General features: G+C 63.7%; 17 protein-coding genes. 8 read left to right on the forward strand and 9 right to left on the reverse strand.

Annotated elements, in window-relative coordinates:
* Positions 1-6: 6 nt before the first annotated feature.
* Entirely contained in the window at positions 7-1041 is a 1035-nt protein-coding gene (gene hemH, locus CQ13_RS02845; RefSeq protein ID WP_057841518.1) for a ferrochelatase, read from the reverse strand.
* 101 nt (positions 1042-1142) lie between these two features.
* On the opposite strand from hemH, the gene CQ13_RS02850 reads away from it, so the two are divergent.
* Entirely contained in the window at positions 1143-1541 is a 399-nt protein-coding gene (locus CQ13_RS02850) for an MAPEG family protein (RefSeq protein WP_057841519.1), read from the forward strand.
* A gap of 202 nt (positions 1542-1743) precedes the next feature.
* On the opposite strand, the gene CQ13_RS02855 is transcribed toward CQ13_RS02850, so the two are convergent.
* The 4 genes from CQ13_RS02855 to CQ13_RS02870 all read right to left on the reverse strand — a co-directional run bounded on the left by CQ13_RS02855 (position 1744) and on the right by CQ13_RS02870 (position 6338).
* Positions 1744-2178 carry an acyl-CoA thioesterase gene (locus CQ13_RS02855; protein WP_057841520.1) on the reverse strand — a complete coding sequence of 145 codons (435 nt, stop codon included), beginning with the start codon at positions 2176-2178 and terminating at the stop codon, positions 1744-1746.
* Between the two features lie 222 nt (positions 2179-2400).
* Complete coding sequence (locus CQ13_RS02860; protein ID WP_156433459.1) at positions 2401-3471, reverse strand: nickel/cobalt transporter; 1071 nt, start codon at positions 3469-3471, stop codon at positions 2401-2403.
* Positions 3468-4094 (reverse strand): DUF1007 family protein, encoded by a 627-nt coding sequence (locus tag CQ13_RS02865; RefSeq protein ID WP_057841522.1) that lies wholly within the window; start codon positions 4092-4094, stop codon positions 3468-3470. Before CQ13_RS02865 ends, CQ13_RS02860 begins: the two co-directional genes overlap by 4 nt.
* A gap of 153 nt (positions 4095-4247) precedes the next feature.
* Positions 4248-6338 (reverse strand): M3 family metallopeptidase, encoded by a 2091-nt coding sequence (locus CQ13_RS02870; RefSeq protein ID WP_057841523.1) that lies wholly within the window; start codon positions 6336-6338, stop codon positions 4248-4250.
* Between the two features lie 176 nt (positions 6339-6514).
* Between CQ13_RS02870 and CQ13_RS02875 the strand changes: the two genes are divergently transcribed.
* The 7 genes from CQ13_RS02875 (at position 6515) to CQ13_RS02900 (ending at position 11861) form a co-directional block, all read left to right on the forward strand.
* Positions 6515-6775 (forward strand): hypothetical protein, encoded by a 261-nt coding sequence (locus CQ13_RS02875; protein WP_057841524.1) that lies wholly within the window; start codon positions 6515-6517, stop codon positions 6773-6775.
* 656 nt (positions 6776-7431) lie between these two features.
* Positions 7432-8574 carry a type III PLP-dependent enzyme gene (locus tag CQ13_RS02880; protein WP_057841525.1) on the forward strand — a complete coding sequence of 381 codons (1143 nt, stop codon included), beginning with the start codon at positions 7432-7434 and terminating at the stop codon, positions 8572-8574.
* A gap of 121 nt (positions 8575-8695) precedes the next feature.
* Entirely contained in the window at positions 8696-9301 is a 606-nt protein-coding gene (locus CQ13_RS02885) for a GNAT family N-acetyltransferase (protein ID WP_057841526.1), read from the forward strand.
* Between the two features lie 4 nt (positions 9302-9305).
* Positions 9306-9467, forward strand: coding sequence for a hypothetical protein (locus CQ13_RS44195; protein WP_197427223.1), 162 nt, complete (start codon positions 9306-9308; stop codon positions 9465-9467).
* 97 nt (positions 9468-9564) lie between these two features.
* Entirely contained in the window at positions 9565-9954 is a 390-nt protein-coding gene (locus CQ13_RS02890; RefSeq protein ID WP_057841527.1) for a RidA family protein, read from the forward strand.
* Between the two features lie 41 nt (positions 9955-9995).
* Complete coding sequence (locus CQ13_RS02895; RefSeq protein ID WP_057841528.1) at positions 9996-11426, forward strand: homospermidine synthase; 1431 nt, start codon at positions 9996-9998, stop codon at positions 11424-11426.
* Between the two features lie 207 nt (positions 11427-11633).
* Positions 11634-11861: a hypothetical protein gene (locus CQ13_RS02900; protein WP_063800024.1), complete on the forward strand. Its 228-nt coding sequence runs from the start codon at positions 11634-11636 to the stop codon at positions 11859-11861.
* 24 nt (positions 11862-11885) lie between these two features.
* On the opposite strand, the gene CQ13_RS02905 is transcribed toward CQ13_RS02900, so the two are convergent.
* The 4 genes from CQ13_RS02905 to CQ13_RS02920 are packed head-to-tail and all read right to left on the reverse strand — an operon-like array spanning position 11886 to position 15172.
* On the reverse strand, positions 11886-12623 hold the full coding sequence (locus tag CQ13_RS02905) for an ABC transporter ATP-binding protein (RefSeq protein WP_057841530.1): 738 nt from the start codon (positions 12621-12623) through the stop codon (positions 11886-11888).
* Positions 12613-13347: an ABC transporter ATP-binding protein gene (locus CQ13_RS02910; RefSeq protein WP_057841531.1), complete on the reverse strand. Its 735-nt coding sequence runs from the start codon at positions 13345-13347 to the stop codon at positions 12613-12615. The genes CQ13_RS02905 and CQ13_RS02910 overlap by 11 nt, the downstream gene beginning before the upstream one ends.
* Positions 13344-14309 carry a branched-chain amino acid ABC transporter permease gene (locus CQ13_RS02915; RefSeq protein WP_057841532.1) on the reverse strand — a complete coding sequence of 322 codons (966 nt, stop codon included), beginning with the start codon at positions 14307-14309 and terminating at the stop codon, positions 13344-13346. The genes CQ13_RS02910 and CQ13_RS02915 overlap by 4 nt, the downstream gene beginning before the upstream one ends.
* Entirely contained in the window at positions 14306-15172 is an 867-nt protein-coding gene (locus tag CQ13_RS02920) for a branched-chain amino acid ABC transporter permease (RefSeq protein ID WP_245308991.1), read from the reverse strand. Before CQ13_RS02920 ends, CQ13_RS02915 begins: the two co-directional genes overlap by 4 nt.
* Positions 15173-15176 lie beyond the last annotated feature (4 nt).

Below are 15176 nucleotides of genomic sequence, written 5' to 3' on the forward strand. Positions count from 1 at the left end.
ATGTGGTTAAATCCAGCCTTGGAGTTCGCGCAAAACGAGTTGGCGGATGACGTCCATGCCGGGCTCGCTGTCGTTCAGACAGGGAATTGCGGAAAATTGCTCGCCGCCGTTGTGCTTGAAAATCTCGGCGTTTTCCTGCGCGATCTCCTCCAGCGTCTCCAGGCAATCGGCGGAGAAGCCGGGCGTTACCACCACAATGCGTTTCACGCCATCTTTCGCCAATTTTTCGATGGTCTTGTCGGTGTAGGGCTGCAGCCACTCGTCGCTGCCGAAGCGCGATTGAAATGTCAGGACCAGTCTGGAGGCATCAAGGCCCAACCGCTTGCGCAGGCTTTCGGTCGTTGCGACGCATTGCGCGTAATAGGGATCGCCCTTGTCGACATATTTCTGCGGCATGCCGTGAAACGATGCCACGATCAGTTCGGGCTGGAACGGCAGGGCCGCCAGATGTTCTGACATCGAGACGGCGAGCGCTTCGATGTAATCGGGATTGTCATAATAAGGCGGGCTCACCCGCAGCGTCGGCTGCGCGCGCATATCGGCGAGCGCGCGAAACACCTCGTCGCAGACCGTCGCCGAGGTCGCCGCGGAATATTGCGGATAGAGCGGCACCACCAGCAGGCGATCACAGCCTTGCGCAGCCAGGGCGTCGATGCGCGAGCGGATCGACGGATTGCCGTAGCGCATCGCCCAATCGACCACGACGTGCTCGCGATCGGCGATCGCCGACGCGAGCTTTTCGGCCTGCGACCGGGTGATGGTCTTGAGCGGGGATTCGCCTCTCTCGGCGTTCCAGATCTTCTGGTAGTCGCGCGCCTTTCTGGCCGGACGCACCCGCAGAATGATGCCGTTGAGGATCGCTTTCCAGACGAGGCCCTGATCCTCGATCACGCGGGGGTCGGAGAGGAATTCCTTCAGATAGACCCGCACCCCCTGGGCATCGGCGGTATCGGGCGTGCCGAGATTGACCAGCAGCACGCCGACGCGTTGCTCCAGGGCTGCCGGTGCCGTTGCATTGCCAAGTGGGACGACCGCGGTCATGATTTCGATGGCTTCGCGCTTTGCACCATCCTTGTCAAGATAACCGCCGGTTCGCTACGCTTCCCAACTGGCGGCTGGGCGCGCGTGCGCGGGGAGGAACCATGACGATCGCCGAATGGTGCGTTTTCGGAACGGTGCTGCTGTATCTGCTGACGATCGCATCGGTCAAATGGGCCGCCTACGGCCGTTTCGACAATGCCAAGCCGCGCGATCCCGCCTTCTACCAGGACCCGATCCGCGCCCGCGCACTTGGCGCGCATCAAAACGGCATCGAGGCCTTTCCGTTCTTTGCAGTCGCCGTGCTGCTGGCGGAATTTCGGCTCGGGCCGCAGCGCCTGATCGACGAACTCGCGATTCTCTTTGTGATCGTGCGGATCGCCTATGTCTTCACCTATCTCGGCAACCGCCCGACGCTGCGCTCGATCCTATGGAGCCTCGGGTTCGCGATCAACATCGCGATCTTCTTTCTGCCGGCGATCAAGGAGTATTTACCGATGTAGGTGGGGGTTGGGAGTCATGCTGGTTTCTCATCGTCATTGCGAAGAGTCAAAGGGTCGCGCGAATGTGCGCCCAGCGACGAGCGCGCAAGGGCGCTCGCGGAGTGATGACAGGCTCCGCGTACCCACCATCAAGCACCGTGCTCGATGATGGTGGGCACGCTAGCGCTCCTTGGCCCACCTACGATATCGAGGACGACTTGGCTCAGCTCAAATGCCGCTCCCGTGTCGCGATCAGGTCCCGGATCTCCTTCGATATCGGGACCGCACGATGCGTCTTCTGATCGGTGTTGACCCAGACGATCTCGCCGGTCACGAGCGCGTCGCTGCCGCCTTTAAGGAAAATCGCGAGTTCGAAGGTGAGGCTCGAATTGCCGATCCGCGCCACGCGCGCGCCGACGTCGAGCTCCCAGTCGAACCGGACCGGCGCCTTGTATTCGATGACGGATCTGACCACGTGGAAATCGACGCCGGATTTCTTGGCATCGGCATATTGATCATAGCCGAGCGCGCGAAAGTATTCGGTGATGGTGGTGTCGAAATAGGTCAGGTAGTGCGCGTTGAAGACGACTCCCTGGCCGTCGATTTCGGAGTAGCGCACCCGGAACGGGTGGAAGAACCAGAATTGCTCGCGTGACATGGGATTCCCGACTTTGCGTGTTCAGGCGCTTGAATAGCGCAGCGGGCTTGTTCCTTGAAGTGCCGGACCGTGGGGATTCGATCCGCGAGTATTTGCAGGTAATCCTCGTGCTCGTCGTTCCGGAGCGATGCAAAGCATCGAACTGTGGTGCGCAATTGCGCACCTGAGAATCTCGAGATTCCGGGTTCGCGTCTTCGACGCGCCCCGGAATGACGATGAGCATCACAAACACGTCGCGCGTTCGGCGGCGAGGTAGCCGAACAACAGTCCGAGGCCGAACAAGAGCACCAGGCCGGCGGCGCCGAATTCGATGCCGCGCATGATCAGCGCGCCGCCGCCCTCGCGCCCGGCGCTCAGCCGCTTTGCCAGGCCCTTCGCCGATACAGCGATCACGGCGATAGCGGCGACCGTGATCGCAGTGCCGAGGCCCATCACGAAGGTCGCTGCGATGCCGGCCAGGAACAGGCCCTGCGCCAGCGAAAACACCAGCACCAGGATGGCACCCGAGCAGGGCCGCATGCCCACGGCAAAGATCGTCCCCAAGCCGCGCCGCCAACCGCCCGGACCGGCGAGTTGGTCCGGTGTCGGCCCGTGCGAATGGCCGCAGTGCTCGTCATGAACATGGGCATGGCCGTGATGATCACTGTGATCATGATGATGGTGATGGGCATGGTCATGACCGTGATGATGGGCCGTGGCCGATGCCATCGCTAGCTCCGGCTTCGCCTGCAGCGCGCGCATAAAGCCGCCGCCCTTGGTCCAAACCAGCCGGGCGCCCAACGCCGCGATCAGCGCGTAGCTGACGATCTCGATCGCCTTCTCCGCAGAGCACATCGTCTTGGCGGTGGAAGAGAGCAGCCAGGCGAAGACGGCCACGATCGCGACCGCCACCAACGCCTGCAAGAACGCCGAGGCGAACGACAGCACGATGCCGCGCCGCGCGGTTTCCTCATTGGCGACAAGGTAGGACGAGATCACCGCCTTGCCGTGGCCGGGGCCGGCGGCATGAAAAATACCGTAAGCGAAGGAAATTCCAAGCAGCGTCCAGACCGCGCTGCCGTCCGATTTCGCCGCGCGGATGGTGGCGGACATTTCGCGGTAGAATTCGGATTGCTTGGCCAAAATCCATCCGATCACGCCGCCGACCTGCGGCTCGGCCGCGGGACGTGGACCACCGAACGGATTCTGCGCCATCAGCGCATGCAAGGCAGCATCGAAAATCACAACGGCCGCGATCGCCGCGGCCGTCACTGCGATCCCTCGCGCGAGGCTTGGGGGGAGCATCCGCCTCATGGGCAGTTCACCATGATCTTGTTGGCGAACATCGCGCCATAGTTGGAATTGTCGCCGTTCAGGAAATTCTGCTCGTTCAGGCGCTGGGTGTTGGCGGTCTCGTCGTTCGGCCGCTGGAATTGCATCTGGCAGGCGGCGGGCGCACCGATCAGTTTGATCGGATCTTTGTCCTCGAACTTGAAGTCGATGAAGTAGGAGGGATCGAACACTTCCAGCGCCAACTGCTTCGAGGTCGCCGGCGCCTTCAGCGGCAGCACGAAATGAAGCGTCAGCGCGCTGTCCTTGTATTCGAGGTAGTAGTCGACCGGCTCCTCGAACTTCGCCTTCTTGCCGTCGGCCTTGGCGAAGGTGAAATAGGCGAAGTCCTTCAGCGACTCGACATTGGTCTGAGCCAGCGGTGCCAGTTCCTCGCGGGTGTAGACGCCCTTGGTCTTGGTCGCGACACCCTGCAGCGCGTAGGTCGAGAACATGTCATCGAATGTCCAGGCGTGGCGCACACCCGTCATCGCGCCGTCGGGCGCGTAGACCACCTCGCTCCTGGCGGTGATCCAGACATGGGGATGGGCCTCAGCCGCGGCTGTGCCGAGCGACAACGCGACGATCAAGCCGAACAATCCGAACATTCCACGTAACACGTCATCTCTCCGACGGCGGGGACCGATATGCCGTGTCGTCTCATTTTGGCAATGTGGCAAAGGCTGTTCCTTCACAACGGACACCAGAGGTTATAGGCCCCTGCGTTCGCAGGGACGACTCGTGGAAGCGGCGCCGGCCAATCAGGCCGCCGGCGTTGCTTCGAGCAGGCCGCGACGGCGCAGCAGCGCGTCGGCCTCCGGCTCGCGGCCGCGGAAGGCGACATAGGCATCCTCGGGGTCGCGCGAGCCGCCTGACGAATAGATGTCGTCGTGCAGGCGTTTTGCCACCGCAGGATCGAAAATATCGCCGGCCTCCTCGAACGCGCCGAAGGCGTCAGCGTCCATCACTTCCGACCACATGTAGCTGTAGTAGGCCGATGCGTAATGATCGCCGGAAAAGATGTGGCCGAATTGGGTCGGCCGGTGCCGTAGCGCGATTTCGGCGGGCATGCCGATCTTCTCCAGCTCCGCCTTTTCGAACGCAGCGACGTCGCGGCCGGCGGCGGCCGGCTGGGTATGGAATTCGAGATCGACCAGCGCCGAGGAAACGAACTCCACGGTGGCAAAGCCCTGGTTGAATTTTCGCGCGGCGAGGAAGCGCTGCAGCAGGTCGTCCGGCAACGGCTCGCCGGTCTGGTAGTGCCTGGCGAACTGCCGCAGCACCTGCGGCTGCTCCTGCCAGTGCTCGTAGAGCTGCGAGGGCAGCTCGACGAAATCGGTGAACACCGATGTCCCCGACAGCGAGGGATAAGTCACATTGGACAGCATGCCGTGCAGGCCGTGGCCGAACTCGTGGAACAGGGTGCGCGCGTCGTCCGGCGACAGCAGCGACGGCTGGCCGTCCGCGCCCTTGGCGAAATTGCAGACATTGATGATCAGCGGGGCGACGTCGACGTCGAGCTTCTGCTGATCGCGCAGCGAAGTCATCCAGGCGCCGGAGCGCTTTGAGGGTCTCGCGAAATAATCTCCATAGAATAGCGCCTTGTGCTTGCCGGCAGCATCCTTGACCTCCCAGACCCGGACATCCGGATGCCAGACCGGAATGTCCTTGCGTTCGGAGAAGGTGATCCCGAACAGGCGTGTGGCGCAGTCGAAGGCGGCCTCGATCATGTGGTCGAGCACCAGATAGGGCTTTATCGCCGCGTCGTCGAAATCGGCCCGCCGCTGCCGCAGCTTTTCGGCGTAGTAGCGCCAGTCCCACGGAGCCAGCGCGAAGTTGCCGCCTTCCTCCGCGATCAACCCCTGCAGCGCGTCGCGGTCGGCGAGCACCCGCTCCCGGGCCGGCTTCCAGACCCGCTCCAGGAGGCTGCGCACCGCCTCCGGCGTCTTGGCCATGGAATCCTCCAGCCGGTAGGCGGCGTAGGTCGGAAAGCCCATGATCTTGGCGGCCTCCTCGCGGAGCGCGAGTATCTCGACGATGGTGGCGTTGTTGTCGTTGGCGTTGCCATTGTCGCCCCGCGCGGTGAAGGCCTTGAAGACCTTCTCGCGCAGGTCGCGGCGGGCGGAGCTCTTCAGGAACGGCTCGACCGAGGAGCGCGACAGCGTCACGATTGCCTTGCCCGCCATCCCGCGCTCTTCAGCGGCGGCCTTGGCTGCGGCAATAAAGGCCTCCGGAAGGCCGTCGCGGTCAGCCTCGCCGAGCTCCATGAACCAGTCCTGCTCGTCGCCGAGCAGATGGTGGCTGAACGCGGTGCCGAGCTGGGCCAGCCGCTCGTTGATCTCGGCCCGGCGCTTCTTGGCGACCTCGTCGAGGCCGGCGCCGGCACGGTGAAAGTTGGTGTAGGTACGCTCCAGGAGCCGCATCTGTTCGCCGGTCAGCTTGAGCGTGGCGCGGTTATCGTGCAGCAGCGCAATGCGGCCGAACAGCACCGCGTTCATCATGATCGGGTTCCAGTGCCGCGCCATCCGCAAGGAGACTTCGTTGTCGATCTCCAGGATCGCGGGATTGGAGTGCGCCGAGACCAGATCGTAGAACACGGCAGAGACCTTCGCGAGCAGCTTGCCGGAGCGCTCCAGCGCCGTGATGGTGTTGGCGAAGTCCGGCACCGAGGGATCGTGGGTGATCGCCGCGATTTCGGCCGCGTGATCGGCAAAGGCCTGCTCGAACGCGGGCAGGAAATGTTCCGGCTGGATCTCGCTGAAGGGCGGTGTCTCGAACGGCGTCTGCCACGGCCGGAGCAGCGGGTTTTCGCCAGCTTCCGAAGGGGCCGCCGTCTGCAGGGTTTCTGACATCACAATTCCCGTTTATGCCTCGTTTTCTTGGGCCGAAATCGGTACCGATTTCGCTCGAAAACGCTCCAGAAGATGCGGCAATCTATAGCACGCGATGCGGCATTTTTGGGCCTTTTGTGCTTGATAGAGAGGACCTTTTCGGAGAGATTGCGCCCCCGAGAACAGGACCTTTTTTCATGAGCCCACAGCCCGCCTCCACATCCTCCCGCGCGATCGCATGGCCGAGCGTCATCACCGTCATTTCGGCTGCGATCCTGATCGGCGCGGAAGTGTTCGGCGCGGCGTTTGCCGGCGGCTGGGCGCTCGCGATCCTGTTCGGCCTCGACGACACCAGCGCGCGCATCCTCCAGGCGGTGCTGTTCGGCATCGGCGTGCTGATCATGGTAGCGTTCATCCGCGGCGCGCAGCGCATCGAGCCGTTCTTCAAACGCGCCTGACGCGCGTTCAAGAAAGCGCTGCGGCACGGACGCTGAAGCGTTTATCGCCTGCCTGAGAAAATCTTAACTTCTATTCATGTTTGTCGTGAGCCGTGCGCGCTGCGAACGCTTTCGTAAGCACACGTCGGGGAAATTTGTCCCCAGCCTAAAAAAATTCTTGCGAACCAGAATCAAAAGTCTTATTTCCAGCCTTGCCCAATTTCGCACGTGCCTGTGGTCGTGTGTCAGTCGGTAGGTATCCGGACAAGAGGCCGGACAGCCGCCAAGGGATGAAGAACCGAGGGTCGCTCCTGTTCGAGTGGCCAGCATCTCTCTCAAGAGATGCCGTTGAAGGTCTCTCCATCCTTTGCAACCGTGACTGGCAGCCGGAGGCGAACCGGCGCACCCCGCTCTCAACGGGGGACGCGACTTAAAGCAACGACGGATCGGGCTTTTTTGGTCTCTACCGGCATTCCACCGCCGGCGCGGGCTACTGAAAAGGCTTGTCCTTCATTGCCAGGTGAGCGGGCGGGAAAATTCCCAACCAATCCACGGCAGCACAATTCGGTTCTTGAGTTCGAGGCTTCGTCGCGTCTCCATCGTGCGGCAACGCCAAAGCACTCACGTCCGAGATCAAATTTGAACGGGACCCGTCGCTGGGCCGTTTGGAGGGTGCTATGACCGAACGTATTCAGGAATTCCTGCGTAACCGCCGCAGCGAGGGCCACGACACCGAGCCGTGCCTCGTCGTCGACCTCGAAGTCGTGCGCGACAATTACCAGACCTTTGCCAAGGCGCTGCCGGACAGCCGCGTGTTCTACGCGGTGAAGGCCAATCCGGCCCCCGAAGTGCTGTCGCTGCTCGCCTCCATGGGCTCCTGCTTCGACACCGCGACGGTTGCCGAAATCGAAATGGCGATGGCTGCCGGTGCGACGCCGGACCGCATCTCCTATGGCAACACGATCAAGAAGGAGCGCGACATCGCGCGCGCCTTCGCGCTCGGCATTCGCCTGTTTGCGGTCGACTGCGCCGCCGAAGTCGAGAAGATCGCGCGCGCCGCTCCCGGCGCAAAAGTGTTCTGCCGCATCCTCTATGACTGCGCCGGCGCCGAATGGCCGCTGTCGCGGAAGTTCGGCTGCGACCCGGAGATGGCGGTCGAGGTGCTCGACCTCGCCAAGCGTCTGGGGCTGGAGCCGGTCGGCATCTCGTTCCATGTCGGCTCGCAGCAGCGCAAGGTGAAGGCGTGGGACCGCGCGCTGGCGATGGCCTCGACGGTGTTCCGGGACTGCGCGGAGCGCGGGATCAACCTGTCCATGGTCAACATGGGCGGCGGCTTCCCGACCAAGTACCTCAAGGACGTTCCTCCGGTCCTGCAATACGGCCGGTCGATCTTCCGTGCGCTTCGCAAGCACTTCGGCAACCAGATCCCGGAGACCATCATCGAACCGGGCCGCGGCATGGTCGGCAACGCCGGGATCATCGAGACCGAAGTCGTCCTGATCTCCAGGAAGAGCGACGAGGACGAGGTGCGCTGGGTGTATCTCGACATCGGCAAGTTCGGCGGCCTCGCCGAGACGATGGACGAGTCGATCCGCTACGCCATCCGCACGCCGCATGACGGCGCGGAGATGACGCCGTGCGTGCTCGCAGGCCCCACCTGCGATAGCGCCGACGTGCTGTACGAGAAGATGCCGTACCCGCTTCCGGTGACGCTCGAGATCGGCGACAAGCTGCTGATCGAAGGCACCGGGGCCTACACGTCGACCTACTCGTCGGTGGCGTTCAACGGCATCCCGCCGCTCAGGACCTACCACATCTGAGCTGCCTCTTTTTGAGGCTCGAGTAACGGGAGCCGGTGCGCCGGCTCCCTCCCCGTCATCTGCGATTTGAAGACAACGCTTCGCGCGGCTGCCCTGCCGTGGAAGCGGGGACTGACGTGCCATGACTGCTTTGCGGAAGACCACTGTTGCCCTGCTCCCCGATGCCGCTCCGCTTGCGATCCGCAGCGAGCGGGCCTCGGACGTCGCCGCGCGCGAGGCGCTGCTGGATGCCTGCTTTGGCGACAACCGCCATATGCGCGCCTGCCAGCGCCTGCGCGATGGACGCGCGCCCGCCGAAGGCCTTAGCCTTTCGGCTGTGAGCAAGGGCCGGCTGGTCGGTACGTTGCGGTTGTGGCACGTCAGCGCCGGGGGCATCCCGGCGCTCATGCTCGGCCCGCTGGCGGTGGAGGCTTGCTCCCGCCAGCTCGGGGTCGGGGCTGCGCTGATGGACCACGCGCTCGCGGCGGCGAAGGCGCGTGGCCATCGCGCGGTAGTCCTGCTGGGCGATGCGCCGTACTACGCCCGCTTCGGCTTCTCGGCCGCGAAGACCAGCGAGCTGTCGCTGCCGGGCGCCTTCGATCGCGACCGGCTGCTCGGCCTGGAGCTTTGCGATGGCGCGCTTGACGGCGCCTGCGGCATGATCGTTCCGACCGGTGAACGCTCGCCGAAAACAAAGGCAGTGCGGGCCAGGAAGGCGAAGTCCTTGCTCCTGCCGCGCGTGGCCTGAAAGCATGTCGGAGTGCCCTCCCGCCGCCGTGCGCCCGCGCTGGCGCAGCGCCGTCACGACCGTCCTCCTGGTCATGATCTCGGTCATGATCGTCAGGGACATTCTCGTGCGTCGCTGGAGCGGCGGCGCGCCGCCGGCCGCCGACTTCACCCGGCATTCCCGGTGACGTCGCCAGGGGTTGCGCGCGCCGGGGAAAAGCCCTTAAACCGCGCCCATCCCGCCGCCGGATCATTCCCAGGATCGTTCCCAAGATCGAGGTTCCGATGCCCCGCCGCCTGATTTCCACCGGCTCGCCGTTCGAGAAGACCGCCGGCTACAGCCGCGCCGTCATCGACGGCGATTTCGCCTTCGTCGCCGGCACCACCGGCTACGACTATAAGACCATGGTCATTCCGGCCGATATCACGAGCCAGGCGCGCAACTGCTTTGGCAATATCGAGGCAGCCCTGAAGGAGGGCGGCTTTGCGATGGCCGATATCGTCCGCGCCACCTACTACATCACCGACATTGCCGATGCGGACGCCTTCTTTGCGGTCTGCGGCGAAATCTTCGGCGAGATCCGCCCGGCCACAACGCTCCTCGTCGTCGCGGGGCTCTACAAGCCCGAGATGAAGATCGAGATCGAAGTGACGGCCAAGCGCCGCACCGCCTGATCCCTCCATTCCCACGAATTTTTGTTTCCGGAGACCGACTGATGAACGCACTCGCAAAAATTCACGCGAAAGTCACTGGGCCCATCGTGATGATCGGCTTCGGTTCGATCGGCAAGGGTAAGCTGCCCTTGATCGAGCGCCATTTCGACTATGACAAGTCGCGCTTCGTCATCATCGATCCGCATGAGGATGGCGAGCTCGCCAAGAAACACGGCGTGCGCTTCATCAAGCAAGCCGTGACCCGCGACAATTATCGCGAATTCCTGATCCCGCTGCTCACCGAAGGCGGCGGCCAGGGATTCTGCATCAATCTCTCCGTCGACACCTCCTCGGTCGACATCATGACCATGTGCCGGGAGATCGGCGCGCTCTACATCGATACCGTGGTGGAGCCCTGGGCGGGTTTCTATTTCGACAAGAACATCGGTCCCGAAAAGCGCTCCAACTACGCCCTGCGCGAGACCTTGCTCGCCGCCAAGCACAAGAGTCCGGGCGGCACGACCGCCGTCTCCACCTGCGGTGCCAATCCCGGCATGGTATCCTGGTTCGTCAAGCAGGCGCTGCTCGATATCGCTCGCGACACCAACACGCCTTTCAACGAGCCGAAGAGCCGCGAGGGTTGGGGGCAGCTCGCGCAGAAGCTTGGCGTCAAAGGCATCCACATCGCCGAGCGCGACACCCAGCGCTCCAGGAATCCGAAGCCGATGAACGTGTTCGTCAACACCTGGTCGGTAGAAGGGTTCGTGTCCGAGGGCATGCAGCCGGCCGAGCTCGGCTGGGGCACCCATGAGAAATGGATGCCGGATAACGGCCGCCAGCACACCGAAGGCTGCGGTGCGGCGATCTATCTGCTGCAGCCCGGCGCCAACACCCGCGTCCGTTCATGGTGCCCGACGCCGGGGCCGCAATACGGTTTCCTCGTCACCCACAACGAGTCGATCTCGATTGCGGACTATTTCACGCTACGCGATGGCAACGAGGTGATCTATCGCCCGACCTGCCACTACGCCTACCACCCAGCCAACGACGCCGTGCTGTCGCTGCACGAGATTTTCGGCGCGACCGGCAAGATGCAGCCGAGCTGGCACATTCTGGACGAGCACGAGGTCGTCGACGGCATCGACGAGCTCGGCGTGCTGCTCTACGGCCACGGCAAGAACGCCTATTGGTATGGCTCGCAACTCTCGATCGAGGAGACCCGCCTCGTTGCGCCTTACCAGAACGCGACCGGCATGCAGGTGTCCTCGGCGGTGCTGGCCGGCATGGTGTGGGCGCTGGAGAATCCGGAAGCCGGCATCGTCGAGGCCGACGAGATGGATTTCCGCCGCTGCCTCGAAATCCAGATGCCGTATCTCGGCCCGGTGAAAGGGTTTTACACCGACTGGACGCCGCTGTCGGACCGGCCCGGCCTGTTCCCGGAGGATATCGACACGTCGGATCCCTGGCAGTTCAGGAACGTGCTGGTGCGGTAACACCGCAACACAGGCGCTGCAGCTCCCCGCTGCAGCGCACATTGTTTCCTCCATGACCTGGACCGGCGTAGAACTACGCACGAGCGCTCCCACCGCTCGTAACACTCGATTAATCCAATCGCGCCATCCTGAAGGGTGAATTTCTGCGAGGGCCCTTGGGCCGTCGCCAAGCTTTTGAGCGGCGGCTCCCTCGGTGGAGCGACCAACATGCGCAGCATCATTGCCATCGTGCTGTCGGCGGCGGCACTGGCGTCGTGCACGCCCGAGAGCGGCAGCAATGCTGACGTCACGGGCTCGATCGACAATTGCGTCCGCAAGCTTTTCAGCCAGTACAATCCCAAGGACAAGAAGCAGTGCGTCGCGGTGTGCATCGCCTGCGAGCGCGGGGTCATGACGACCTGCTCGACCGCCTGCACGCTCAGAGGCGCACAATAGTCGCATCCCTGCGGCGGATCTCCGTTACGCGACGCCGCCGAGATAGAGCCGCTTGACGATGTCGTTGGCCTTCAATTCGTCGACCGACTGCGCAGCCACCGCGATCTCGCCGTGAACGATGATGTAGCCGCGGTCGGCGATCCGGATCGCCTGGTTGAAATTCTGCTCCGCCATCAGCACCGTCAGGCCGACGCGCTGCTTGAGCTCGCCGATCTTGGCAATGGTCTGCGACACCAATAGCGGCGACAGCCCCACGGAAGGCTCGTCGATCAAGAGCAGGCGCGGCGACGACATCAGCGCGCGCGCAATCGCCAGCATCTGCTGCTGTCCGCCGGACATGGTGCCGGCGAGCTGGCTGCGCCGCTCCTTCAGCACCGGAAATGTATCGAAGACGAGCGCGAGATTCTGCTGGATGGCGTTGCGGGCCATTTTCCTGAATGCGCCAAGCATCAGGTTTTCCGTCACCGTCAGCTTGGGAAACAGCCGCCTCCCCTCCGGCACCAGCGCCACGCCGAGATCGACGATCGCCTCGGGCGAGAGCTTTGTGAGGTCATGCGCCACGCCGTCGATCGACAGCGCAAGCCGGCCTCTATCCGGGCGCACCAGGCCCATGACGCACTTCATCAGCGTGCTCTTGCCGTTGCCATTGGTGCCGAGCAAGGCCACGGTCTCGCCGGCCTCGACATGCAGCGTGACGCCGCGCAGCGCCTTAACGGCCCCGTAGCCGGCATCGAGGGCTTCGATAGCAAGGCTAAGTGCCAAGATAGGCCTCCTGCACCCGCTTGTTGGCCATCACCTCGCCAGGCGCGCCGAGCGCGATGATCTTTCCGGCGTCGAGACACATCACCCGCTCCGAAAAGCGCATCACCGCCTGCATGATGTGCTCGATCATGATGATGGTGATGTCTTCCTCGCCAAGGCTGATCAGGAGGTCGAGCACCTCGTCGACCTCGGAAGACGACAGCCCGGCCATCGCCTCGTCCGAAATCAAGAGCTTCGGACGCACCGCCATCGCGCGGGCGAGCTCCATCTTGCGCAGCTCCACCTGGCTCAGCGTGTCGCTCGCGGCGCCGGCTTTCGAGGCGAGCCCCATCCGCGTCAGGATCGACATCGCGATTTCTTCCTCCGCCGCCGCTGGACCGGCGGCGGCGAAGTCGAGCCCGACCATGAGGTTTTCCAGCACCGTCATGCTCCTGAACGGCCGCGGAATCTGGAAGCTGCGGGCAATGCCGCGGCGCGCGCGCAAGTGCGGCGGCAATTGCGTGATGTCCTCGCCGCAGAACACCACGCTGCCGACCTGCGGCTTCAACGCGCCGGAGATGCAGTTGATCAGCGTGGTCTTGCCCGAGCCGTTCGGGCCGATCAGGCCGAACCGTTCGCCCTTTCGGATATCGACGCTGATATTGTCGAGCGCGGTGAAGCCGCCGAAGGTCCTTGTCAGAGTCCCCACCTGCAGCAGGGGTGCGTCGGCGGCTGCTGTATTCATTGCTTGCCCCCCGCGCGCAGACGGTAGCGCGGCCGCAACAGCCCAATGATGCCCTTCGGCGCGCCGACCACGAACAGCACCAGCATGATGCCGAGCACGAGCACGTTGACCTCCGAGGAGATGGTCACGGCGAGGAGCTGTTGCGTCGAGCCGAGCAGGATGGCCCCTAACACCGGGCCGATCCAGTGCGCGGTGCCGCCGATCAGCGCCATCGCCAGCGCCGAGACCGAGTAGCTCAGGTTGAACGCCGAGGACGGATCAGCATATTGCAGGTACATGGCGGCGGGCGCGCCGGCCGCGGAAATCAGCGCGCCGGAGATCATGCAGGCGATCAGTTTCAGCTTCAGCGTCGGCACGCCGGTGCATTCGGCGGCGAGCTCGTCGTCCCTGAGAGCCTGCAGGCCGCGGCCGATCCGGGAATTCTGGACGTAGCGCGCGATCGCAATGGCGATGACGACCAGGACGGCCTGCACGAAAAACAGCATCTTCACATAGCTGTCGAACGGCGCCATCACCGGCGGCCGCTGGATCTGGATGCCGGCCGCGCCGCCGACGAACCGCCAGTTCATCACAAAGGTCTCGATGATGATCGCCAGCGCAATCGTGGCGATCGAGAAGAAGATGCCACGCATCCGCAAAGTGAGGAGGCCAACGCCAAAGCCGAGCGTCATGCCGACGACGGCGGCGGCTGCGATCTGCACCACGAGCGGCGCGCCTGTCGCCTTGAACAGCGCTACCGCCGTATAGACGCCGACGCCGAAAAAGGCGTTGGTGCCGAAATTGACGTAACCGGCGTAGCCGCCGAGGATGCTCCAGGCAACCGCAAGCGCGATGAACTGCAGGATGACATAGCCGGCAAAAAACGGATACTCGTTGCGGACGATCTGTGTCATCGACAGCACGGCGACCAGGAAGACGGCGACGGCGGCCCAGAATGCGATGCTGTGGCTGCGCTTGTTCATCGGCCCAGCAGACCTTGCGGCCGGACGGCGAGCACGCCGAGCAGCATTGCGAACGAGATCGCCGGCGCCCAGGAAGCCCCGAACAACGTCAGCACGATGGATTCGGCGACGCCGAGGATGATGGCGGCGATCAGCGTGCCGCTGATGCTGCCGAGCCCTGCCATGACGACGACGCAGAAGGTCCGCCCGATATAGGCGCGATCGAGCGTCGGCTCGACCGGCGCCACGATGATCAGGAGCGCACCGGCGATGCCGAGCACGGCGGTGGCGATGCCGAAGGCAAATTGCTTGATGCGGACCGGATTGGCGCCCATCAGCCGCAGCGCCTCCTCGTCCTGCGCGACCGCGCGGATCGCGCGGCCCATGAAGGTTTTCGACAGGTACACGGCAAGTAGCACTGTCAGCGCCAGCGCCACCGCGAAAGCCACCAGTTGCCGGATCGGTATCCGAAACTCGCCGAACCGCCACGACTTGCCGATATAGGTCGCGGAAACCGAGCGCTGGTCGACGCCGAATTGCAGGATGATCAACACCTCGATGATGAAGGCGATGCCGAAGAAGAAGGCGATGCCGCGGACGGCCGCATCGCTGCCACGCCGCTCGAAGGTTTCGTAGTAGACGCGGTAGGCGAGCAGGCCGAACACGAAGAACAGCGGCGTGATGGCGAGGCCCGCCAGCAACGGGTCGATGTCATAGCTCTCGTTGAGCTGGTACACGCCATAGGAAGCCAGCACCAGGAATGCCGGATGCGCGACGTGGGGAACATCGAGCAATCCGAACGAGACGGACAAGCCGACGCTGACGGCTGCATAGAAACAGCCGAGCAGCACGCCGAGCACGACTGCCCCAAGCAGCAGGTCCATCGAA

Origin of the sequence: Bradyrhizobium retamae, from assembly GCF_001440415.1 — a bacterium.
GTDB classification, from domain to species: Bacteria; Pseudomonadota; Alphaproteobacteria; order Rhizobiales; family Xanthobacteraceae; genus Bradyrhizobium; species Bradyrhizobium retamae.